At 35.1% G+C, this 23,621-nt stretch carries 19 protein-coding genes; 8 read left to right on the forward strand and 11 right to left on the reverse strand.

Going from position 1 to position 23,621, the window contains the following annotated elements; genetic code table 11:
- Position 1: 1 nt before the first annotated feature.
- Positions 2-451 carry a nucleoside deaminase gene (locus tag P163_RS03015; protein ID WP_034887467.1) on the reverse strand — a complete coding sequence of 150 codons (450 nt, stop codon included), beginning with the start codon at positions 449-451 and terminating at the stop codon, positions 2-4.
- A gap of 36 nt (positions 452-487) precedes the next feature.
- Between P163_RS03015 and P163_RS03020 the strand changes: the two genes are divergently transcribed.
- The 6 genes from P163_RS03020 (at position 488) to P163_RS03045 (ending at position 8,777) form a co-directional block, all read left to right on the forward strand.
- Positions 488-2,266 carry a 1-deoxy-D-xylulose-5-phosphate synthase gene (locus P163_RS03020; protein ID WP_034887470.1) on the forward strand — a complete coding sequence of 593 codons (1,779 nt, stop codon included), beginning with the start codon at positions 488-490 and terminating at the stop codon, positions 2,264-2,266.
- On the forward strand, positions 2,263-3,306 hold the full coding sequence (locus P163_RS03025; RefSeq protein ID WP_231556143.1) for a DUF3078 domain-containing protein: 1,044 nt from the start codon (positions 2,263-2,265) through the stop codon (positions 3,304-3,306). The genes P163_RS03020 and P163_RS03025 overlap by 4 nt, the downstream gene beginning before the upstream one ends.
- A 378-nt stretch (positions 3,307-3,684) precedes the next feature.
- On the forward strand, positions 3,685-4,371 hold the full coding sequence (locus tag P163_RS03030) for a TetR/AcrR family transcriptional regulator (protein ID WP_034887472.1): 687 nt from the start codon (positions 3,685-3,687) through the stop codon (positions 4,369-4,371).
- Positions 4,364-6,028, forward strand: coding sequence for a peptidase domain-containing ABC transporter (locus P163_RS03035; protein ID WP_034887473.1), 1,665 nt, complete (start codon positions 4,364-4,366; stop codon positions 6,026-6,028). The genes P163_RS03030 and P163_RS03035 overlap by 8 nt, the downstream gene beginning before the upstream one ends.
- Before the next feature lie 5 nt (positions 6,029-6,033).
- Positions 6,034-7,380: an HlyD family secretion protein gene (locus P163_RS03040; RefSeq protein ID WP_034887474.1), complete on the forward strand. Its 1,347-nt coding sequence runs from the start codon at positions 6,034-6,036 to the stop codon at positions 7,378-7,380.
- Positions 7,377-8,777, forward strand: coding sequence for a TolC family protein (locus tag P163_RS03045; protein WP_034887475.1), 1,401 nt, complete (start codon positions 7,377-7,379; stop codon positions 8,775-8,777). The genes P163_RS03040 and P163_RS03045 overlap by 4 nt, the downstream gene beginning before the upstream one ends.
- A gap of 78 nt (positions 8,778-8,855) precedes the next feature.
- Here P163_RS03045 and katG read toward each other — a convergent pair whose 3' ends face one another.
- The 5 genes from katG to P163_RS03070 form a co-directional block, all read right to left on the reverse strand.
- The gene (gene katG / locus P163_RS03050; protein WP_034887478.1) at positions 8,856-11,153 is read right to left on the reverse strand and encodes a catalase/peroxidase HPI; all 2,298 of its coding nucleotides are present in this window, start codon (positions 11,151-11,153) and stop codon (positions 8,856-8,858) included.
- Between the two features lie 586 nt (positions 11,154-11,739).
- Positions 11,740-13,083, reverse strand: coding sequence for a dGTP triphosphohydrolase (gene dgt, locus P163_RS03055; protein WP_034887480.1), 1,344 nt, complete (start codon positions 13,081-13,083; stop codon positions 11,740-11,742).
- A gap of 195 nt (positions 13,084-13,278) precedes the next feature.
- Positions 13,279-15,726, reverse strand: a complete 2,448-nt coding sequence (locus tag P163_RS03060) for a ribonucleoside-diphosphate reductase subunit alpha (RefSeq protein WP_034887483.1) — start codon at positions 15,724-15,726, stop codon at positions 13,279-13,281.
- Positions 15,727-15,903: 177 nt separating this feature from the next.
- Complete coding sequence (locus P163_RS03065) at positions 15,904-16,881, reverse strand: ribonucleotide-diphosphate reductase subunit beta (RefSeq protein WP_034887485.1); 978 nt, start codon at positions 16,879-16,881, stop codon at positions 15,904-15,906.
- Positions 16,882-17,409: 528 nt separating this feature from the next.
- Positions 17,410-17,976, reverse strand: coding sequence for a DUF3109 family protein (locus P163_RS03070; protein ID WP_034887488.1), 567 nt, complete (start codon positions 17,974-17,976; stop codon positions 17,410-17,412).
- Positions 17,977-18,124: 148 nt separating this feature from the next.
- Here P163_RS03070 and P163_RS03075 point away from each other — a divergent pair, with 148 nt between their 5' ends.
- Entirely contained in the window at positions 18,125-18,700 is a 576-nt protein-coding gene (locus P163_RS03075) for a MarC family protein (RefSeq protein ID WP_034887774.1), read from the forward strand.
- A 77-nt stretch (positions 18,701-18,777) separates the two neighbouring features.
- Positions 18,778-18,975 (forward strand): hypothetical protein, encoded by a 198-nt coding sequence (locus P163_RS03080; RefSeq protein ID WP_034887490.1) that lies wholly within the window; start codon positions 18,778-18,780, stop codon positions 18,973-18,975.
- A 527-nt stretch (positions 18,976-19,502) separates the two neighbouring features.
- Here the strand turns inward: P163_RS03080 and P163_RS03085 are convergent.
- The 5 genes from P163_RS03085 to P163_RS03105 all read right to left on the reverse strand — a co-directional run bounded on the left by P163_RS03085 (position 19,503) and on the right by P163_RS03105 (position 23,478).
- Complete coding sequence (locus P163_RS03085) at positions 19,503-19,808, reverse strand: hypothetical protein (protein ID WP_034887492.1); 306 nt, start codon at positions 19,806-19,808, stop codon at positions 19,503-19,505.
- A gap of 13 nt (positions 19,809-19,821) precedes the next feature.
- A complete protein-coding gene (locus P163_RS03090; RefSeq protein ID WP_034887494.1) occupies positions 19,822-21,411 on the reverse strand; it encodes a S41 family peptidase in 1,590 nt (529 codons plus the stop codon).
- Positions 21,408-21,839 carry a deoxycytidylate deaminase gene (locus tag P163_RS03095; protein WP_034887496.1) on the reverse strand — a complete coding sequence of 144 codons (432 nt, stop codon included), beginning with the start codon at positions 21,837-21,839 and terminating at the stop codon, positions 21,408-21,410. Before P163_RS03095 ends, P163_RS03090 begins: the two co-directional genes overlap by 4 nt.
- Before the next feature lie 27 nt (positions 21,840-21,866).
- On the reverse strand, positions 21,867-22,454 hold the full coding sequence (locus P163_RS03100) for a HupE/UreJ family protein (protein ID WP_034887498.1): 588 nt from the start codon (positions 22,452-22,454) through the stop codon (positions 21,867-21,869).
- A gap of 145 nt (positions 22,455-22,599) precedes the next feature.
- Positions 22,600-23,478 (reverse strand): DUF808 domain-containing protein, encoded by an 879-nt coding sequence (locus tag P163_RS03105; RefSeq protein ID WP_034887500.1) that lies wholly within the window; start codon positions 23,476-23,478, stop codon positions 22,600-22,602.
- Positions 23,479-23,621: the final 143 nt, after the last annotated feature.

Below are 23,621 nucleotides of genomic sequence, written 5' to 3' on the forward strand. Positions count from 1 at the left end.
TTTAGTTGAGGTTTCTTCTCTGTATAAAGAATCTCTTTAAGAGAGTAGAAGCCTCATCTTCCATAATACCGTTCTCAACTTTTGTTTTTGGGTGTAGTTTGGCTCCCATTGCTCTATAACCTCTATCATGATCGCTAGCTGCGAAAACCAGATTAGAGATCTGGCTCCAGTATAATGCTCCTGCACACATTTGGCATGGCTCTAAAGTCGCATACATGGTGCAACCTTTTAGATATTTTCCTCCTAGATAATTGGCAGCAGAGGTAATGGCCTGCATCTCTGCATGAGCCGTAATATCATTCAGCATTTCGGTAAGATTATGCCCCCTGGCAATGATCTTATTATCTATTACCACTACCACACCAACGGGGATTTCCCCTCGTTCAAAAGCAATTTCAGCCTCTTCTAAGGCTTTTTTCATGAAATAGCTATCGTCAAAAATTAATTGCATCTTCAAAAATACAATTTCAAAATGTACCTTTGCTTTATGGCAAAAAGTATTTTAGATTCTATTAATGCTCCATCAGATCTTAGAGCACTTCCACAAGAGAAACTTGAAGCTTTAGCCATGGAGCTTAGAAAGTTCATTATAAATATTGTAGCTACCAAAGAAGGACATTTGGGTGCTAGTTTAGGCGTTGTTGAACTTACCATAGCCTTGCATTATGTTTTTAATACTCCAGATGATTTATTGGTTTGGGATGTTGGACATCAAGCATACGGGCACAAGATCCTAACTGGGAGAAGAGATAGCTTTCATACCAATAGAAGTCTTGGTGGTCTTAGCGGATTTCCAAAAAGAGAGGAAAGTATCTACGACACTTTTGGAGTAGGACATTCTTCCACCTCTATATCTGCAGCCTTAGGAATGGCACTGGCTTCTAATTTAAAAGGTGAAACTAAGAAACAACATATAGCTGTTATTGGGGATGCTTCTATAGCTAGTGGAATGGCTTTTGAAGGATTGAATCATGCCGGAGTAACCAATGCTAATCTTTTAGTAGTGCTTAATGATAATGCTATAGGCATAGATCCTAGTGTAGGAGCTCTAAAACAATATCTCACCAAAGCCACCGTGGGTAAAAAACCAGCACAGGATAATATAATAGAAGCTTTAAATTTTAAATATTATGGGCCGGTAGATGGTCATGATCTTAAAAGTTTGCTTAAGGTATTTGAAGAATTAAAAAATATTCAAGGTCCTAAATTCCTGCATGTTATCACTACCAAAGGAAAAGGTTTAAAGCAGGCTGAAGAAGATCAGGTGAAATATCATGCTCCGGGGAAATTTATTGCAGATACAGGTGAGTTACTTCCAAGCAATTCTAACGGACTTCCTTTTAAATACCAGGATGTTTTTGGACTTACCTTAGTAGAACTAGCCAGAGAGAATGAAAAGATCATAGGAATTACTCCGGCAATGCCAACAGGAAGTTCTCTAAAATATATGATGGATGCTTTTCCAGATAGAGCTTTTGATGTTGGAATTGCAGAACAGCATGCTGTAACATTGGCTGCTGGAATGGCTACTCAAGGGTTCGTTGTTTTTTGCAATATCTATTCAACATTCCTTCAAAGAGCTTATGATCAGGTAATTCATGATGTAGCTTTACAAAATCTACCGGTGATCTTTTGTTTGGATAGAGCTGGTTTGGTAGGAGAAGACGGAGCTACGCATCATGGTGTTTTTGATATCGCTTTTTTAAGATGTATTCCAGATCTAGTGATCGCAGCCCCATCAGACGAACTGGAATTGCGCAATCTTTTATATACTGCTCAATTAGGCTTAGAGGGTCCTTTGGTTATAAGATACCCAAGAGGTAGAGGGAATTATGTGAACTGGAAAAGGGATTTTGTAAAGATCCCATTTGGAAAAGGTGTTAGAATTAGAACAGGGATTGATGTGGCTGTGGTAAGCATAGGGAGCGTAAAAGAAAATGTTAGAATTGCTATAGAGGCAATTTCTGATGCGAATAGGGTAGCTCATTATGATGCGAGATTCATAAAACCTCTGGATGAAGATCTGTTTTTGGAGATTTTTAATAATTTTGAACATATTGTAACTGTAGAAGATGGAGTGTTGGCAGGAGGCTTTGGTTCTGCAGTATTGGAGCTAGCTTCCCGCTTTAATTATAAGGGTAAGATTACCAGATTGGGCGTGCCAGATGAGTTTGTGGAGCAAGGAAGTTTAGATGAATTACAAGAAATTGTAAAAATTGACGTTGAGAGTATAATCGCTGCCATAACTCACCATTTAGATCTATGACTAAAACTTTTAAAAAATTGATGCCTTTAAGATTCCCTACCCTTGGTTTGATATTGCTTTTAACTTTTTTTATTTCTATAAATTCTGCTTTTGCAAGAAAATTCCCCAAACTAAAGATAGATACAGTTTCTGTAGACACCACTACTGTAGATACCACCGCAATTATAGATCAGGATGTGGTGTTGCTTTGGAGTCAAAAAAATGCGGTGGGAGTGAACTTAAACGAAGTAGCATTTGTGAATTGGAATGCTGGGGGTAACAATTCTATTTCAGCTTTGTTTCATGGTAATTTTGAACGTAAATATAAAAAGCAGTATACCCTTTGGAAATCTAATATTGCATTACGTTATGGGATAAACGCCCAAGAAGGTCGAGAAACTAGAAAAACAGACGATCAGTTAATTGTGAATTCTACATTTGGTTATCGTCGAGATTCTACCTCTAACTGGCGTTATTCTGCTAAATTCAATTTTAATACTCAATTCTCCAACGGATATCAATATCCAGATACAGAAAAACCTATTTCTAAATTTATGGCTCCGGGGTATATGTTTTTAGGGATTGGTTCTGAATATACAGATCCAAAAGAAGATCTTACGCTGTATATTTCTCCTGTAACTCAAAAATCTACATTTGTATTAGATCAAAGGCTTTCTAATGAAGGAATGTTTGGGGTAAGACCGGCAATTAGAGATGAGGAAGGTAACATCATCGAAGAAGGGGAAAATGTACGTACAGAATTTGGTTTTCTGTTTACAAGTGGATTTACTAAAGAGGTGTTTGAGAATATTAATGTCGATAATCAATTAAGTTTATATTCAGACTACCTGAATAAATTTGGAAATGTAGATGTAGACTGGCAATTAAACATCAACCTTACTGTAAACGACTTTGTAAAGGCTAGTATTGGCTCTCATTTAAAATATGATGACGATGTGAAGTCTAAAAAAGATAGTGATGGAGATGGAGTCTTAGAAGCAAAAGGGCCAAAGATCCAATTTAAACAAATGTTGGGGGTAGGAGTTTTGTATGAATTTTAGGTTTAAGATCTCTTCCGGCCCATTATCAATTCTTTACTATTTATTTTAAACTCATTCTTTTGTGTAAGAAGGCTTCTCTGTGCTTTCACTTCTCCGCTTGTCTTCAAGCTAAAATTACTTTTTAGCTTGTTTATCTTATCTGAAAATATCAATATCGGTATCCTCTTTTAGAATATCAGATTTGATTTTCTACTTGTATATCATAATTCCATCTTTTTATTTATTAATTTACTTCATTTGTGTAGCGAATATATGTCTAACAATCAATAAGTTACAATTTTAAAGAATGGAAATTCTTAAGTTTTAACTAAAATTAATAGACAAGCTACTAATAGTTAATAGTAATACTATTATATTTGCAAGACTAAAATTAGTAAGGTGGATAAATTATTTAGTAGTTTAAAAATTTCCATTAATTCAGACTTATATCTCAAAGATCCTGAATCTAGTGAGCTTGGTAAGAAGATTGTGGGAAATGGAATTCTCTTAATCCATCAAATTGGGTTTGAGAAATTCACATTTAAGAAATTGGGTGCGGAGATCAATTCTAATGAAAGTTCTATTTACAGATACTTTGAGAATAAGCACAAATTTCTGGTTTATATCACAAACTGGTATTGGGGTTGGAAAGAATTTCAGCTAACTATATCTACTCACGGCATGGGCAATCCTACTCAAAAATTAATTAAAGGTGTGGAGGTGATGACGCATCCTGTGGTACAGGATTTTCGCTTTGAGCATATAAATGAAGTTGCTTTAAACAATATTATTATTAATGAATCTTCAAAATCTTATCTTACCAAAGAAGTAGATACAGATAATAAAGGAGGTTATTTTTCTGTATATAAGAGAGTGGTTGGCCGTATAGCTGAAATGGTAAATACGGTGGCTCCAGAGTATAAATTTTCTTTAAGCTTATCTAGTATGATTATAGATGGTGCATTACATCAGCATTTTTTAAGAGATCATATCACATCTATTACAGATTGCGATTCCAAGATCACAGTTACTGATTATTTTATAGACCTAGTTGAAAAAACTTTAAAATTAGAGAATCATGACTGAAGATAAATTAACTACCTGGCAGCGCTTTATTGGTCTTTTAAAGCTAGAGAAAAAGGACTTCTTACAGATTTTATATTATGCAATTTTTGCAGGATTGGTGAATCTCTCTGTGCCACTTGGAATTCAGGCAATTGTAAACCTTATTCAGGGGGCTAGAATCACTACTTCTTGGATCGTGCTTGTAGCCCTTGTTACGCTTGGGGTTGCGTTCGTAGGTATTTTACAGTTAATGCAAATACGTATTCTAGAAAATATTCAGCAAAAGATCTTTACTCGTGCCTCTTTTGAATTTTCGTATAGATTTCCTAAGATAAAGATGTCTGAATTAAAGAATTTCTATCCGCCTGAATTAGCAAATAGGTTTTTTGATGTAATTACTATCCAGAAAGGGATCTCTAAACTGGTTTTAGATTTTCCAGCAGCAGTTTTACAAATTGTTTTCGGACTTATATTACTGTCATTATATCACCCATTTTTTATCTTTTACGGAATTCTTTTGGTTTTGCTTATTTATCTGGTATTTAGATTTACTGCAAAAAGCGGATTAGAAACCAGTATAAAAGAGTCTAAAATGAAATATAAGATCGCTCACTGGATTCAGGAAGTAGCGAGAACGCTTATAAGTTTTAAAATATCTGGTAAGACCCAACATGCTATCAATAAGAATGACGCTTTAGTAAGTAAATATCTGGATGCGCGTGAAAGTCATTTCCGAATCTTAAGATTGCAGTTCATTCAGATGATTGGTTTCAAAACTTTAGTAACCGCAGGTCTACTAGTAATTGGTGGATTATTAGTACTAAATCAACAAATGAATATCGGTCAATTTGTTGCTGCAGAAATCATTATTCTTTTGATCATTAGTTCCGTAGAAAAAATGATCATGGGGTTAGAGAATTTTTATGATCTTCTTACGTCACTAGAAAAATTGGGAGAAGTGGTAGATAAGAAATTAGAGCCTACGGGAGGTGATCATAGCTTTGTTGAAAATGGAGCCTTAGAAATTGAGCTTTTAAATGTTAGTTTTAAAAGAAATGATGGAACTTTTGTTCTCAAGGATGTGAATCTCACCATTAAAACTGGAGATAAGATCCTTTTGGAAGGAATTAATGGTTCTGGGAAATCTATATTACTTAAGATCATTGCAGGATTAATAGAGCCAGATAGCGGAACCATATATGTGAACGGAATATCTTTAAAAAACATAGATATTAACTTTTATCATTCACTTCTAGGACATTCTATTACAGAAGAGTCTTTATTTGAAGGCACACTGATGGATAATTTAACTTTTGGGGATACTTCAATTTCTCAATCTGAGATCTCTGCAGTTCTAAATGTAATGGGATTGAAAGAATTTGTGCGTCAGCAACCCGATGGTTTAAGTACCACGATATTTCCGGAAGGACTTCAATTGCCTCATACCATTACTAAGAAGATCATTCTTGCAAGAAGCTTAATTAGAAAGCCTAAATTATTGATACTTAACGAACCTTTACATCAAATAGATAAGGAGAATGAAAATGCAATTTTAAACCATTTATTTAGTTCAGAAAAAGATTGGTCTATTATAGTTACCAGTAGAGATGAAGTTTGGCGAGAGCGTTGCAACCGTCATATAGAGCTTAATAATGGTGTCATTCAAAATAATCCCTAATTATCATGCTAAATATCACTAATAACTCTTTGAATGAGAAAATAGACTTTTCCCAATATCAAGCTGGTAAAAAGGTCTTTTTCAAAAAGCATTACAAATATTTTAATAGATTCCTGAAGTTCTTCGCCATCTTCGGTATCGTTGTTTTATTCTTACCGTGGACGCAAACCATTTCTGGAACTGGATCTGTAACTACATTAAGTCCGGAGCAAAGGCCGCAAACCATTCAATCTGTCATTCCCGGTAAGATCGAAAAATGGTACGTAAACGAAGGTGATTTTGTAAATAAAGGAGATACCATCTTATATATTACAGAGGTAAAAAATGAATATTTTGATCCAGACCTAATTGAGAGAACCGGAGACCAGGTAAGATCTAAATCTAATTCTTTGGAATCTTATGATCAAAAATTGAATGCTTTAAATACACAGTTGGGAGCACTGCAAACAGAACGAGAATTAAAGCTAGAACAAGCAAGAAATAAGCTAAAGCAAGCCGTACTAAAATCTCAAAGTGATAGTATAGATTTTGAAGCTGCTAAAACCAATCTTAGTATTGCAGAAACTCAGTTCGAGAGAACACAGTTATTGCAGGAAGAGGGACTTAAAGCAATGACAGATGTTGAAGAGAAAAAACTAAAGCTACAAGAGAATCAGGCAAAATTAATTTCTCAGGAAAATAAGTTAATGGCGAGTCAGAATAATATATTAAATGCCAAAATTGAAATTAATAGAACCCGTGCGGAGTATAGCGATAAGATCTCAAAATCTATTAGTGATAGATCTTCTGCAGAATCTGGTAAATTTAATGCAGAGGCTGAAGTGAGTAAATTGCAAAATTCATATACTAATTATGAGATGCGTAAAGATCTTTACTATGTAAAAGCACCGCAAGACGGATATATAAACAAAGCCATTATGGCTGGAATTGGAGAAACCTTTAAAGAAGGTGAAAAGCTGGTAAATATCATGCCATCTAATTATGATCTTGCGGTAGAAACTTATGTGAAGCCTATAGATCTTCCATTGCTACACACAGGAGAAAAAGTTAGAGTGAGATTTGACGGGTGGCCGGCAATTGTATTTAGTGGTTGGCCAAATGTATCTTATGGTACCTATGGTGCGAAAGTGGTAGCCATTGAGAATTTTAGCAGTGCAAATGGTAAATATAGAGTGTTGCTTGCACCAGATGAAGAAGATTATGCATGGCCGGAAGCACTTAGAGTAGGTTCCGGTGCGAATACACTTGCTTTATTGGAAGATGTGCCTATTTGGTATGAGATATGGAGACATTTAAATGGATTTCCTCCTAATTACTATACCCCTCAAACCGAAAAATCTGAGTCTAAATGAAAGGTTTGAAAGTAATATTGATAGGGATACTCTTATTGCCATTTATTACTATGGCACAGCAGCAAGATAGTTTGTATCTGGGATATGAAGAATATCTGGAAATGGTTAAAGCCTATCATCCGCTGGTAAAACAAGCTAACCTGATAAGAGACAAAGGTGCAGCAGATCTTTTAAAAGCAAGAGGTGGATTTGATCCTAAAATTGAGGCAGGCTATGAGAGAAAAGACTTTAAAGATACCAGATATTATGATCTTTTTAATTCCACCTTTAAAATACCTACTTGGTATGGTGTAGAGCTCAAAGCTAAATGGGAGAAGAACGAAGGCTATTATCTAAATCCTCAGAACAAAGTTCCTAATGATGGTCTTTTTGCAGCAGGAATTTCCATTCCATTAGGTCAAGGCTTGTTTATAAATGATCGAATGGCGGCTTTAAAGAAAGCTAAGGTTTATAGAGAACAAACTTTAGTAGATCAACAACTAGCAGTAAATGAAGTGCTTTATGATGCATCTGTAGCCTATTTTGAATGGTATACGAAGTTTGGAGAACTAGATCTTTATAGAAACTTTATAGAGAACGCAGAAATTAGATATTCTGGAATTTTGAAGAGTTATGAGTTAGGAGATAAACCTGCAATAGATACTTTGGAGGCGAATATTCAAATACAGGATAGAAATTTAAGTTTAACTCAGGCAGAGCTTGAGTTCTATAAAGCTTCATTAAAATTGGGAACCTATTTATGGGCAGAAAATAATACACCTTTAGAGCTAAAGGAAGAGGTGTATCCAACTGCGAACTTTCAAGAAGAATCGTTAACTGCTTTGGCGTTATTATTTGAAGAATCCTTAGAGGATCATCCTAAAATAAGATCTCTAGAGTATAAGGTAGATATTCTTGAATATGATAAAAGATTAAAAGCGAACAAGCTACTTCCTAAGTTTAACATAGAATACAACTTTCTAAGTGCAGAACCAGAGTTGCTAAGAAGTTTTGTAAATGAAAATTACAAATTAGGCTTCAATTTTAGCATTCCTATATTCTTACGAAAAGAAAGAGGAGATCTTCAAGCTTCAGAAATTAAGCTTGAAAATGCAGAGTTAGATGTGGTAAGTCAGGAATTAGAACTTCGTAATAAGATTAAAGCTTTAAGAGAACAGTACAAATCTTATCAAGAACAGGTGGTAATGATCAATACACTGGTAGATAATTATACCACCATGCTTAATGCGGAAGAAAGAAAATTGCAGCTAGGTGAAAGTTCTATCTTCTTTGTGAACACCAGAGAAAAGAGTTTGATCGCCTCCAGGATCAAGCAAATAGCAATTAAACAAAAGCTATGGAATACGCGTGCAGAATTAAAAAGAGTGTTGGCGGTATTTCAAGTAGCAACGAATTAATTTGATACTTCAAGCATTAAAAAGAAACCCCGATATCAATTAAGATGTCGGGGTTTTTTATTCATAACCTAAGTACTTTTATTCGTCTTTAATATCGTAGCGATCTAGCATCATAACCTTATCCCATGCCGCTATAAAATCTTTTACAAATCTTTCCTGTCCATCATCTGCTCCGTAAACCTCTGCAATGTTTCTTAGTTGTGAATTAGAACCGAAGATAAGATCGCATCGAGTAGCGGTATATTTGGTAACACCACTATCTCTATCGTTAATATTAAAGAGCATGGAGTCTTCTCCCTGAGGAACCCACTCATAATCCATACTGGTAAGAACTTTGAAGAAATCATTAGACAATTGTCCCGGTCTCTCTGTAAATACCCCATGTTTAGAATGATCAAAATTTTGATCTAACACGCGGAGTCCTCCAACTAGAACGGTCCATTCTGGAGCGTTTAACGTAAGTAATTGTGCTCTGTCAAGGAAAATTCTTTCCGGCTGAACACGATATCCTATATTGCTGTTGTGATAATTCTTAAAACCATCTGAAACTGGTTTTAACCAATCAAAACTTTCTACATCTGTAAGTTCTTGAGTAGTATCTAATCTACCCGGTGTAAAAGGAACTCCTACATCCATCCCGGCATCTTTTGCAGCTTTTCCTATGGCAACACAACCTCCTAAAACTACAAGATCTGCGAGCGAAACTTTTTTATTTCCAGCTTGAGCATTATTAAAATCACTTTGAATTTCTTTTAATTTGCCCAGCACTTGGTTAAGCTCTTGAGGCCTGTTCAAATCCCAATTATTTTGAGGCTCTAGCGCAATGCGTGCGCCATTAGCTCCACCACGCTTATCTGAATGTCTATAAACAGATGCTGAAGACCAGGCTGCAGAAACCAAAGCGGAAATAGAAAGCCCACTTGCTAAGATTTTATTTTTAAGGTCGGCTATATCTACATCCTCAATAAGATCATAATCTCTTTTTGGAATGGGATCTTGCCACATCATATCCTGCTCCGGAACTTCAGGTCCAAGATATCTATCTTTAGGCCCCATATCACGGTGGGTTAATTTGTACCAGGCTTTTGAAAAAGCATCAGTAAAATAGTCGAAGTCGTTTAAGAATTTTTCACAGACTTTGTTATACTCTGGGTCCACCTTCAGCGCAATATCAGAAGTCATCATCATTAGATCATTCATCTCTCCATTAAGATGAGCATCTGGAGTTTTAGGAGCATTAGGATCTTCTGGTGTCCATTGAATTGCTCCAGCAGGACTTTCTGTTTTCTTCCATTCAAATTTGAATAAATTGATCAGATAATTATTATCCCATGTGGTTGGGTCTGGAGTCCAAGATCCCTCAATACCATTGGTCATGGTGTATTTACCAAAACCGGTTCCTTCCGGGTTTTGCCAACCCATTCCCATAGCTTGTATTGGAGCCGCCTCTGGAGCCGGACCTATCTTATCTGCAGATACCATTCCATGACTTTTCCCAAAAGCGTGTCCTCCTGCAATTAGAGCAACGGTTTCTTCATCATCCATTGCCATACGCTTAAATGATTCTCGAATTGCTCTGGCAGAATCCATAGGATCTCCGTTTCCACCCGGTCCTTCAGGATTTACATATATTAAAGCTTGATGCGTTGCGGCAAGCGGATTTTCAAGATCGCGATCTTCATCAGAAGGTTCTCCTTTCCATCGTAAAGTTTGGGTTACCATCTTATCTGGGTGCCCATCGTAGTATTCACCTACTTCAGATTCTTTAAATGGTTTTCCATTCCAGAACTCCGGACCCCAATAGGTACTTCTGTCCGGCTCCCATGCATCTCTTCTTCCTCCGGCAAAACCAAAAGTTGGAAAATTCATTATTTCTAAAGCACAGTTACCAGTTAGTACTATAAGATCTGCCCAAGAAAGTGCAGCTCCGTATTTCTTTTTTATAGGCCAAATAAGTCGTCTGGATTTATCTGTATTACCATTATCCCACCAAGAGTTGATAGGCGCAAAACGTTGCATTGCTTGTGCAGCACCACCTCTCCCATCAGCAATACGGTAGGTACCGGCAGAGTGCCATGCCATACGAATCATTTGCGGACCGTAATTATCATAATCTGCAGGCCACCACTCTTTAGAGTCTACTAACAGCGCCTTAATGTCTTTTTTAAGTTGCTGAAAATCTAATTTATTAAAGGCTTCTTTATAGCTTTCATCACTTAATGGATTAGCAACAGGTTGTTCTTGGTGAAGTAATTCTACCTGAAGACGATTAGGCCACCAATCATCAACCTGTGGATGTGTTCCAATGGCTCCTCCTACTCGAGTGCCACGAAAAGGGCATTTGGCTTCGCCATCTGGATTTCCCATGTTTTTCATACTGAATTGTATTTTATATTAAAGAATATTATTAATGTGAACTTATTAGTTCACGAATCTAATTATGGATCTATTTAAAATTGTTCTTGTAATTACTCTTACCAGTAGATAGAGGTACTTAGAATTATTATGAACACACGTACTTTATTTGCTTTTAGTTTTAATACCGACTTTGGCAGTGAAATAATCTATTTTTTTTATAGTTCTAAATTTAGAATACCGTAGTTATGTGATTATTAGCACGTCTTTTATAAAAGTAAACTAAATAAAAAAGTATTGTGTTAAGGAAGTTTAAAATACTGTTAAAAGCAGTTAACACACCACTAATCTTAATCTAATCTTAAGGAATGTTTGAGGCTAAGGGATCTAGAATCTTCAGATCTAGCAATTGGGAATTAATGAATAATCGAGTTTGATAACGTAAATTACTTCTTTAAAGATAAATATTGATCCAGTCTTTTTATCGTTTTAGTAATGAATAGATGTATGGTTCTAAAAATAAAAAAAGATCTAAAAAGAAGTTTTAAACTCACTTTTTAGATCTTTAGATTTGTAATATTAGATATTACCTGAATATTAGATTTACTTAGATATTATATCCTCTGTATTTATTAAATGATGCCACGGTAATTCCATCTGTAAGTGATGCGGTGTAAGAACAGATCTTCATCAAGCTCTCGTAAACTGAATCTTCCTCCAATACCTGAAGCTTGGGAATAGATTGTAATACCAATTTATTAAAATTAGAGTCTACATATGCAGGTTCTGGTAATAGAGCTTTGGTGTAGGTGTCCAACAAATAAGAAAGCATTTTATAGCCAGCGATCTCTTTGTCTATAACCTCCTCACTCTGATAGATGTTCTCTACACTTATTTTTATGATGTCTTTAATTTGAGCTTCGTAGCTGCTTTTGTCAAATAAAGCTTCGTGAAATTCGCCTTTTAAGATGGCTTCTTCATTTACTAAGAAAAGCTCTACCGCTTCTGTAATAAGTGTGTTTATAGCTAAGGCTCTCAAATAACTTAGTCTGTCTGCTGTTGAGGTTAGCGAGTGGTATTTTGAGGTGTTAATGCTATTTCTCACCAAGTTAATAAGATATTCTAATGCAAATTCTTCATTGATCAAACCAAGGTTAATGCCGTCTTCAAAATCTATGATGGTATAGCAAATATCATCTGCAGCTTCTACCAAAAATGCTAGCGGATGTCTTGCAAAAGCAACGTTCTTATCATTTCTAATTTTAATAAGTCCAAGCTCTTCTGCCACCTCTTCAAAAATCGCTTTTTCAGATTGAAAAATTCCAAATTTCTTATCGCCTATATTTTTTGTGGGTTTGTGCGGAAGGGATTCTTTTGGGTATTTTATAAAAGCACCTAAAGTAGCATAAGAAAGTCTGATACCGCCTTGTATACCTGGTCTGGTTTCCGTTAATATGCGAAAGCCGTTCGCATTTCCTTCAAATTTCACCAGATCTTGATATTCTTCTGGAGAAAGTTGCTCTTTAAATCTGGCACCATTTCCTAAGCTGAAATATTCGCCTATTGCTTTTTCTCCGGAATGACCAAAAGGTGGATTTCCTATATCATGAGCCAGGGCTGCTGCTGCTACAATAGCTCCAAAATCATTCATTTGATAGCCATGAATGGTTTTAAGATGTGGATGTTTTTCTAAGATCTTTTGCCCGGCTAATCTACCTAAAGACCTTCCAACCACAGATACTTCTAAACTATGGGTAAGTCTGGTATGTACAAAATCTGTTTTTGATAATGGTATTACCTGAGTTTTATCCTGTAAACTTCTAAAAGCTGAGGAAAAGATAATACGATCATAATCTACTTCAAAACCAAGTCTGGTTTCGTTCTGTTCTTTTCTAAGTCTCTTATTCTTATCTCCAAATCTTTTTAAAGAAAGGAGTTGTTCCCAATTCATCATAATGTATTGTTTGCGTTAGGGATTGAGCCATTTGTTTGAGCTCTCCCGACGTTTTTCGGGAAGCGAGTGGCGAAAGCCCGACCCGCAGGGTGACGCCCTAAATCTGAATTCAAAAGTAATAAAAAAGGGAAGTAATGTGATACTTCCCTTTTATTTGTGTTAACTAATTAATTGTTGGAGTTATAATTTTTATTAAGAACCGCACATCAAGCAATCGTCTCCTTCTGCCTCTTTAGATTGTGCAATTAGAGCGCGCAATTCTTCTGGAGAAAGAGAACTACCTTCTTTAGCTACTTTTACAGGTGCAGCTACAGACGGTGCTGCTGTTTCTGTAAAACTTTCTACAGCTACAGCTACAGGTTCTTGTTTTTCTTCTTTTTTAAGGGTGAATTTTATAGCATCTACAGCACTCTTGGTACGTAAATAGTACATTCCAGTTTTTAACCCGCTCTTCCAAGCGTAAAAGTGCATAGAAGTAAGCTTGCTAAAATTGGCATTTTCCATGAACAGGTTTAACGATTGCGACTGATCTATAAAATAACCGCGGTGTCTAGACATGTCTATTATGTCTTTCATACTCAATTCCCATACGGTTTTGTAAAGTTCTTTAAGATCTTGCGGAATAATGTCTATATCTTGAACAGATCCGTTGGCTCTCATGATAGCATCCTTTACATCTTCTGTCCATAAACCTCTAGATGAAAGGTCTTCCAAAAGATGTTTGTTTACTACGATAAACTCACCAGAAAGTACACGTCTGGTATAAATGTTTGAAGTATAAGGTTCAAAAGCTTCGTTATTACCAAGAATTTGAGAGGTAGAGGCTGTTGGCATTGGCGCCATTAACAGTGAGTTTCTAACTCCGTTCTTAAGAACTTTTTCTCGAAGTTTCGCCCAATCCCAGCGTCCGCTAAGATCTTCATCTGTCATTCCCCAAAGATTGTACTGAAATTCTCCTTGGCTAATTGGTGAGCCTTCATATGTAGAATATGGACCTTCTTCTTTAGCTAATTCCATAGAAGCGGTTACAGATCCAAAATATAGCGTTTCAAAAATCTCCTGATTCAGTTTTTTTGCTTCATCGGAAGTAAAAGGCAATCTCAATTTAATAAAAGTATCGGCAAGGCCTTGAACTCCTAAGCCAACCGGACGGTGACGCATGTTAGAGTTTTCAGCTTCTTTAACCGGGTAATAGTTTCTATCAATAACTTTGTTCAAGTTCTTGATCACTCTTTTAGTGATCTTAAAAAGTTCTTTATGGTCAAACTCATTGTCTTTAATGAACATTGGCAAAGCGATAGAAGCCAGGTTACAAACAGCCACTTCATCTGGGCTGGTGTATTCCATGATCTCGGTACACAAGTTTGAAGAACGAATAGTTCCTAAATTCTTCTGATTCGATTTACGGTTTGCAGCATCTTTATAAAGCATATAAGGAGTTCCGGTCTCTATTTGAGATTCCAGGATCTTCTCCCAAAGCTCACGAGCTTTTACTGTTTTTCTGCCCTTTCCTTCGCTTTCATATTTATGGTAAAGCGCTTCAAATTCATCGCCATGAATATCAAATAATCCAGGGCATTCATTTGGGCACATTAACGTCCAAGTTGTATCTTCTTCTACACGTTTCATAAATAGATCTGGGATCCACATGGCGTAAAAAAGATCGCGCGCTCGCATCTCTTCTTTTCCGTGATTTTTCTTTAAGTCTAGAAAATCGAAAATATCTGCATGCCATGGTTCAACATACATAGCAAAAGAACCTTTTCTTTTTCCACCTCCTTGGTCTACATAACGGGCGGTATCATTAAATACTCTAAGCATTGGTACAATTCCGTTAGAAGTACCGTTAGTTCCGGAAATATAAGATCCTGTTGCGCGAACGTTATGAATAGATAATCCGATACCTCCTGCTGCTTGAGAGATCTTAGCGGTTTGTTTTAAAGTGTCATATATTCCATCTATGCTATCATCTTTCATTGTAAGTAAAAAACAAGATGACATTTGTGGTTTTGGAGTACCAGAATTAAATAATGTTGGAGTAGCGTGTGTAAAATATTTCTTAGACATTAACTCATACGTTTCTATGGCAGCATCAATATCATTTAAATGAATACCTAAAGAAACACGCATAAGCATATGTTGCGGGCGTTCTGCGATCTTACCATTTAATTTGAGGAGGTAGGATCTTTCTAATGTTTTGAACCCGAAGTAATCATAATTAAAATCTCTGTTATAAATAATGGTTGAATCTAAAAGCTCTTGATTTTCTTTTATTACCTTATAAACATCTTTCGCCAAAAGAGGTGCTTTTTTACCTGTTCTTGGGTTTACATATTCGTAAAGATCTGTCATTACCTCAGAAAATGTCTTCTTGGTATTTTTATGTAGGTTGGAAACAGAAATTCTTGCTGCTAAACGTGCATAATCCGGGTGAGAGGTAGTCATAGTGGCAGAAACTTCTGCTGCCAGATTATCTAATTCACTTGTTGTAACTCCGTCATATAAACCTTCTATTACGCGCATGGCAACCTTTAGAGGGTCTACCATTTCATTAAGGCCATAACACAATTTTCTAATTCTTGCAGTGATCTTATCGAACATTACGGGTTCTTTACGCCCGTCTCTTTTGTGTACATACATAGGTAATAAATTTTTAGGGATGCAAGAAGAATACTTCTTGCCACCAAGGTTTTAAATAATGTCTGATCTAGAAGCAAGCGTGGGGGGACAAGCTTTAAATACTCAGAGTTAGAACTGATTTTATTAGAAACCGGGGAATTAGATTTAAGCTAATTTCCCGGTTTAGGTTGCCAATATTTAAAAATCGGCATCAAAGCTTATCTTATTAGTGTCTTTATCTTTATTCATCACGCCGGCTTTTTGATATTCTCCTACGCGTTTTTCAAAGAAGTTAGTTTTCCCCTGAAGATTTATCATATCCATAAAATCGAAGGGATTAGCACTTCCATATTCTTTTTCACATTCAAATTCTACCAGTAATCTATCTGCTACAAATTCTAAATACTCGGTCATTAATTTGGAGTTCATTCCTATTAAACTTACCGGTAGGGATTCTGTAACAAATTCTCTTTCAATATTTAGAGCGTCTACGATGATCTCTCTAATTCTTTCTTTAGGTACTTTATTTACAAGATGATTGTTGTGTAAATGCACTGCAAAATCACAGTGTACACCTTCATCTCTAGAGATAAGCTCGTTAGAGAACGTAAGTCCAGGCATCAATCCACGTTTTTTCAACCAGAAGATAGAGCAAAATGCTCCAGAAAAGAAGATCCCTTCTACGGCAGCAAATGCTATAAGTCTTTCTGCAAAAGAATCAGATTCTATCCATTTTAAAGCCCAGGAAGCTTTTTTCTTTATTGCCGGAAAAACTTCTAATGCCTGAAAAAGCTGATTTTTTTCAGTTTCATCTTTTACGTAGGTATCAATAAGAAGCGAATAGGTTTCAGAATGGATATTTTCCATCATGATCTGAAAGCCATAAAAGAATTTTGCTTCTGCATATTGCACTTCATTTACAAAGTTCTCTGCCAGATTTTCGTTCACAATTCCATCTGAGGCAGCAAAAAATGCCAAAATATGCTTTATGAAGTAACGCTCATCTTTAGTTAACTTATTATTCCAGTCTGAAAGATCTTGGTGAAGATCTATTTCTTCTGCGGTCCAAAAACTAGCTTCCATTTTTTTATACCAATCCCAAATATCATGGTGTTTTATCGGAAAGATTACAAATCTGTCTTTGTTCTCTTGTAAAATGGGTTCTAGTTGTGCCATAGGTTTGATATGTTTTTGGGTTAAAGAATTCCGTAGAAATCTCGTGCTAACAAATATTCAAAAATCTAATAGATATTGAAAGAATTATGAGCAAACGTTTTCAACAAAGTAATGAACATAGAGGCAAAATCCTCATCTTATAAAAATGTTAAAATATAAATATAATTATCATAAAATCAGTTGTTTGTGAAGTTTTTACTAGGCTTGAGAGAAGATGTGTTAAAATGGGTTAAGCCCTTTAAAACTGCAGAATTCTATTAAAATTTCAGACTGTTGATAATTGATGATTTAAGCATGAGAAGCAACAATAATGATACTTTCTCATTCTTAGCTTAAAAGCGGAAATAGAATGAAGTTCTTAATATAAGGCTTTATTATTTCTGAAATATAGCAAATATGAACTCAGTTTGATTTGAGAATGGAAATTGCAATTTTAGCTTCAATTACTAAGATGATCTAAACTGAAGCTAGACAGGATATTTCTTGGGGAATTAAATCTTTATATCTGCTAAAAAAATGTATGGTTTATTATTTAGAGATGGAGGCTGCTGTCTTTTCCAGTTCCATATACCAGTCTTCACCAAATTTTCTGATCAAGGCTTCTTTTACGAATTTATAAACTGGTACCTGAAGTTCTTTTCCTAGAGAACAAGCATCATCGCAAATATGCCAATGATGATAATTAACTGCAGAGAATTCAGAATAGTCCTGAACTCTAACTGGGTATAAGTGACAAGAAACCGGTTTTTTCCAAGATACTTCTCCTTGGTTATAGGCTTCTTCTATCCCACAAAGAGCAGTAGATTTATCGAAGATCACATAGGCGCAATCTGCTCCATTTATAAGTGGAGTTTCAAGTTCTCCATCTTCTCCGGTAATTGAGGTGCCTTGAGCCTCAATAGCTGCAATTCCTTCTTTCCTTAAAAAAGGTTTTACCTTAGGATAGATCTCTTTTAGAATTCTTGCTTCCTCTTCATCTAGAGGTGCTCCGGCATCGCCATCTACACAGCAAGCGCCTTTACACACAGAAAGGTTGCACACAAAATCCTTTTGGATTATCTCTTCAGAAACTATGGTTTTGCCTATTTGAAACATGGCGCAAAGATATTTATTTAAGCCGAACTACCTCAAACTTTTGGCCGCAATTTATCAAGCTCAAATTCAGTAAAAATTAGCTTGATATTCGTTTATTTTTAGTCTGATAAAGTGTAATTTTGCAGCCTTATTTTTAATAATGATTTTGATGAATATAGATTTTAGAGAAATAGCCACTGCTACCATGATTTTATTCGCTGTAATAGATATTATTGGAAGTATTCCTATTATTATAGATCTGAAGAAAAAAGCAGGGAAGATACAAAGTGAAAAGGCTTCTATAGTTGCCGGTATCCTGATGATCGTTTTTCTATTTTTAGGGAAACAGATCTTAAATTTGATTGGGATAGACGTAAACTCTTTTGCGGTTGCCGGTTCCTTAATTTTATTCTTTCTAGCTTTAGAAATGATACTCGGAATTACGCTTTACAAAGATGATGCTCCAGAAACTGCTGCCGTTGTGCCGTTAGCATTTCCTTTAATTGCAGGTGCCGGAACCATGACTTCCATACTATCTCTTAGGGCGGAATATGAAACTATTAATATTATTATAGCAATTATAGTTAACATCATATTTGTCTACCTAGTTTTAAAATCTTCTGGGAAGATCGAGCATTTCTTAGGAAAACAGGGAATCAATGTGATACGTAAGATTTTTGGTGTAATTTTGTTAGCAATTGCAGTAAAATTGTTTGCAGCAAATATTCAAAATCTGTTTATGTAATAGATTTAATTGAGAATTAATAAGTTCTAACAAGCCTGAATTAGGTTTTTAAAACTTATTACTAAAATGTTATTCAGATGAAAATTTTAATCTACATATTAATGGCAATGTCTTTAGCTGTCATTGCCTATAACTTTACAATTCTAGATTTTAATAATGTGTTGGAAGGCGATAGTACTATTGCTCTAATTGGAATCTTGGCCGCTAGTTGCGTTTTAGTTCTATTAGGTATTCTACTCACTTCTAAAGCTATTGAAAGAAAATCTAAATTATAGTAAGATTTTTTTTTTCAACTATTATGGTTTGGAACTTCAAAAAGTTCAAATTCGTAAGCTTATTCTTTCTCTACTAACACGATAGTTTTGTAAGAATACACTTACACTGCTTAATTTTATTTAGTTTGATTTTATCAAATCTTAGATAATTGGATGATATCGCGCTGTTGTTGGTTTAAACGGATTTACCTCAAGATTTATTAGACGTTCAATATTATTATTAACAAATTTAAAATGCTAAGGGTAGCTTATCTCCTTAGGTTGGTGCAATTTAAAGTATGCGCCCTTATAGATTGTTATTTTTACGTTTTTCAGTTCTTATTCGCTGCGCTTAAAATGCCTATTCGTTTCAAGAAAATACATATATTTTTGAAATTAATGAACTAAGATTTGGTGATTTTGCTATAAGTGAAGGAGTTAAAATTGCAGAATAAATCTTTATGGATTAGAACTCTAAGCAATTGATTTTTAAAATTTTGGAATCTATTTGATGAAAAGGGATTTTATTTTAGAGATCTCTATATCTACTAAAATAACATGAAATAAGTGATGACAGTTACCGGAAGTGAAGCGATCATTAAAATTATAAACACGCGGTGGATCTTTCTATAAATAAGGGCTCTTTTTAATTGCCTTTTGAATTGATGATCTCCAGAAGAATGAATTTGCTCTTCAATAGCTTTTAAAGAGACATTAGAGGAATCTACGAGGATTTCTTTCTGTAAAAATAACAATGCACTATTATCTAATAGTCTGAAGCTCACGGCTATTATGTAAAAAAATAGCGGTGAAAGCAATAGAAAAATAGCCGTATAGTCATTATAAGCGTCCATTATCACGAATATATTAATTTGACTGCGATAATTCTATCACTTTTTGAATAATTCGGTCATCTATATTAATTATCCGTTGAAATTCATTAGTGCTAAATAACTGCTCTGCCATTACGGCTTCTAAATAGGTCTTTAAAATAGAAAGATTATTCTTGATATCTAAAGGTATATTTTCATCTTTCGTAAACTTGAAAAAATTAGATATTGTTTTATCTGTAATCATTTCTCGGTCCTTAAATTCTTCCCAGGTTAACTTGTTATAAAAGGTTCTATCTCTTTCTAATTCCTGAAAAATGAACTTGCTGAAGAGTCCCGAAGATCTTAGAAGAAAGGACAGGGCTTCTTTCTCAGAATTTGTATCCTTAGGAATAAAAATATCCGGGATAATACCTCCGCCACCATAAACTATCTTACCTGCAGGTGTGGTATATTTTAAAGAATCTGTTACATGTATGCTATCTGCATGCGCAAGTTCACCGTTTTTGTATCTACGGATGTAATCATTAAAGTAAGCTTCATTGCCTAAATTATAAGGTTTCTGAATAGATCTACCGGTAGGGGTGTAGTAACGAGCTATCGTAAGTCTAACAGCGCTTCCATCGCCCAAAGCCATTTCTCGTTGAACAAGACCTTTTCCATAAGAGCGTCTACCTATAATAGTTCCTCGATCATTATCTTGAAATGCACCGGCGACGATCTCACTGGCAGAAGCAGAATTTTCATTGATAAGAACGTATAGAGGTTTATCTTCATAATTCCCCTTATTTTTAGCAAAGGTTTTTTCTATAGCGCCAGATTTGTTCTTGGTAAATAAGATTAGGTTTCCGTCTTTTAAAAATTCATCTACAATATTTACCGCCTCAGATAGATAACCTCCAGGATTATCTCTAAGATCTATGGCTATTTCTTTTGCGCCTAAAGTTCTTAAGTGTGAAAGGCTCTCTTTAAATTCCTGATAGGTAGTTTCTGAAAATCGATTAACCTTTATATATCCCAATTTATCGGTTAGCATATAGGCAGCATCAATACTTTTAATGGGAACTCTAGATCGTTCCAATTCAAAATTCAGCAATTTATCAACGCCTTTTCTGTAAACCTTCAATTTAACCTTAGAGTTCTCTTCCCCCTTTAGTTGTGCTATTATGGAATCTGTACCTAGATCTCTATTAAATAATTTTTGATCATTTGCATATAAAATCCTATCTCCGCCTTTAATCCCTATTTTTTCGCTAGGTCCTCCTTTCATAGGCTGAATAACTACAATGGTATCTTCCACTTGATAAAAGCTCACTCCAATTCCTACAAAATCGCCATTCATATTCTCCGTAACGCTGGCATATTCCTTTTTGGGAATGTAAACAGAATGTGGATCTAGATTTTCGAGAATTTTATTTACAGTAACGTCTACAATGCTATCCGTATTAACCTCATCTACATATTCATATTCAATATAATCTATAAGCCTGTTCAGCTTTTCTTTTTTGCTATTAGAACTAAATAACACCTGCTCTTGAGTAAAATTGAGCTGTGACCCCAAGATCAATCCTGCGGCACACGCTAAACCTAATAAAAAAGGCAGGTATATTTTATTTTTATTCTTCAATCTTCAAGTTCTGTTATTTGAATAATTTCTATGCCTGCTTTTTCTAAGAATTCTATCCCGGAATTGTCTTTATAGCCTTCTTTATAGACCAACCTCTTTATTCCTGCCTGGTGAATAAGTTTACTACATTCTTTGCATGGTGATAGGGTAATATACAAAGTAGCGCCCTCACAGGACTGTGTAGAAGAAGCAACCTTTAAAATAGCATTTGCTTCGGCATGAAGTACGTACCATTTGGTATACCCCTCATCATCTTCGCAATAATTTTCAAAACCTGTTGGAGTACCATTATAGCCATCAGAAATGATCATCCTATCTTTTACAATAAGTGCGCCAACCTGCTTCCTTTTGCAATGAGATAATGCACCCCATTCTCTTGCTATTCTAAGATACGCTTTATCATATCTTTGTTGTTTCTCATTTCTCATAGTTGAAAGCAATATCTTGTATTTAACTTACCACAGCTGCATTAAGGTTTCTTGTAAGATGGGTAGCAGTATACCAATTACAATAGCAGAAATAACTAAGATCCAATCTCTGCGATTCACTTTTAAAACTTTCAAAAAGATAAACGTGAAGACCAATACAGAAAGTACTACTATAATTTGAGCAGCTTCTATTCCTAAAGTAAATTCTAGAAGCAATAAAAACTTGTTCTCCATTCCTGAAGCTATCATCTTAAAATAGGTAGAAAACCCTAATCCATGAATTATTCCAAAAAAAACGGTGGTGATATAAAGTAAAAGAGCATTTTTATTCTCTTTCTTTTTAGCAGTAAAAAGATTAAATAGTGCCGTAATTAATATAGAAATTGCAATGAGCGCTTCAACATATTTGGTGTCTACATTTACAATTCCGTAGGCAGAAAGCATTAAAGAAATAGTGTGTCCTAACGTAAAAGTAGAGGCTAAGTAGAGCACTTTTTTCCAACTAGAAAATGAATAGGATATAACAAGTGAAATTAAGAAAAGAATATGATCATAAGCTTGCCAATCTAACACATGTTCAAGGCCTAACTTAAAATATAACCAGAAATCAGACATATTTTATAAAGATAAAGTTCGAAAGTACGACTTCTTAGAATATTGGCAAAGGGAGCAGAAGTTCAAATTTCAGCAATTATAGAACCCTATACTTATATATCTTTCTGATTAAATCTTGCATTGGGATTAACAGATCTTTCTCTACTTAATTAGTTTTCAAAGCTTTCCAAGATTTTTTACCAATGTTCACCAAACCTAGCATCAGAATTCCAGCTATAAGTCCAAGAAAGAATTCTACAACTATTGCCGGAATGTTCTCAAATAGGCCATGTAGGAAATCAACGTTATGCGAGAATATTCCGCCTGAAACGAGTAATAAAGCTATGGTACCAATTACAGATAAACTTTTGATCACCTTTGGTAAAGCAGCTACTAGAAACCTACCAAGTTTGTCTGAAAAGCTATCATCTCTATCATTCATATTGATAAGTTTGGCTCCAAATTCATCCATGCGTACTATAAGAGCTACTATTCCATAAACTCCCACCGTAGCAATTAAGGCAATAATGGTTACTACTATTATTTGTGAAACTATAGGTTCTGTACTAACCGTACCTAGAGCAATAATTATAATTTCTACAGAAAGGATAAAATCTGTTAGAACGGCAGATTTAATTTTGTCTTTCTCTCTAGCTAAAACCTCTTCCTCAGAAAGTTCTTCTAAAACCGGTTTTTCTTTTGCATGAGCATGTGGAAATATATATTCATAGATCTTCTCTGCCCCCTCATAAGCAAGATACAATCCACCTATAATTAAAATAATTGTTATGGCTACAGGCACAAAGGCACTTAGTAGAAATGCAATGGGTAGAATTATTATTTTATTTAATAAAGATCCTTTGGTAATTGCCCAAAGCACAGGAATTTCTCTGGAAGACATAAAGCCAGATGCTTTCTCTGCATTCACAGCTAGATCATCCCCTAATATCCCTGCGGTTTTTTTACCTGCCACCTTTGTCATAACAGAAACATCATCCATTAAAGCAGCAATATCATCTAACAATGCAAAAAATCCGGAGGCCATATTTATTTAATTAAAATTAATGAGCCGTAAGTTCTATCTTTTATATGAATTGTGAAAAAATTTATCTGTTTGTTAGCATTTGAAAGACTTTATATATGATTCCATTAAATCGATGTAAAGTTCAATCTATAAAGTTTAGCTTT

The organism is Gillisia sp. Hel_I_29 (genome assembly GCF_000744275.1).
In the GTDB taxonomy this organism is placed as follows: Bacteria; Bacteroidota; Bacteroidia; order Flavobacteriales; family Flavobacteriaceae; genus Gillisia.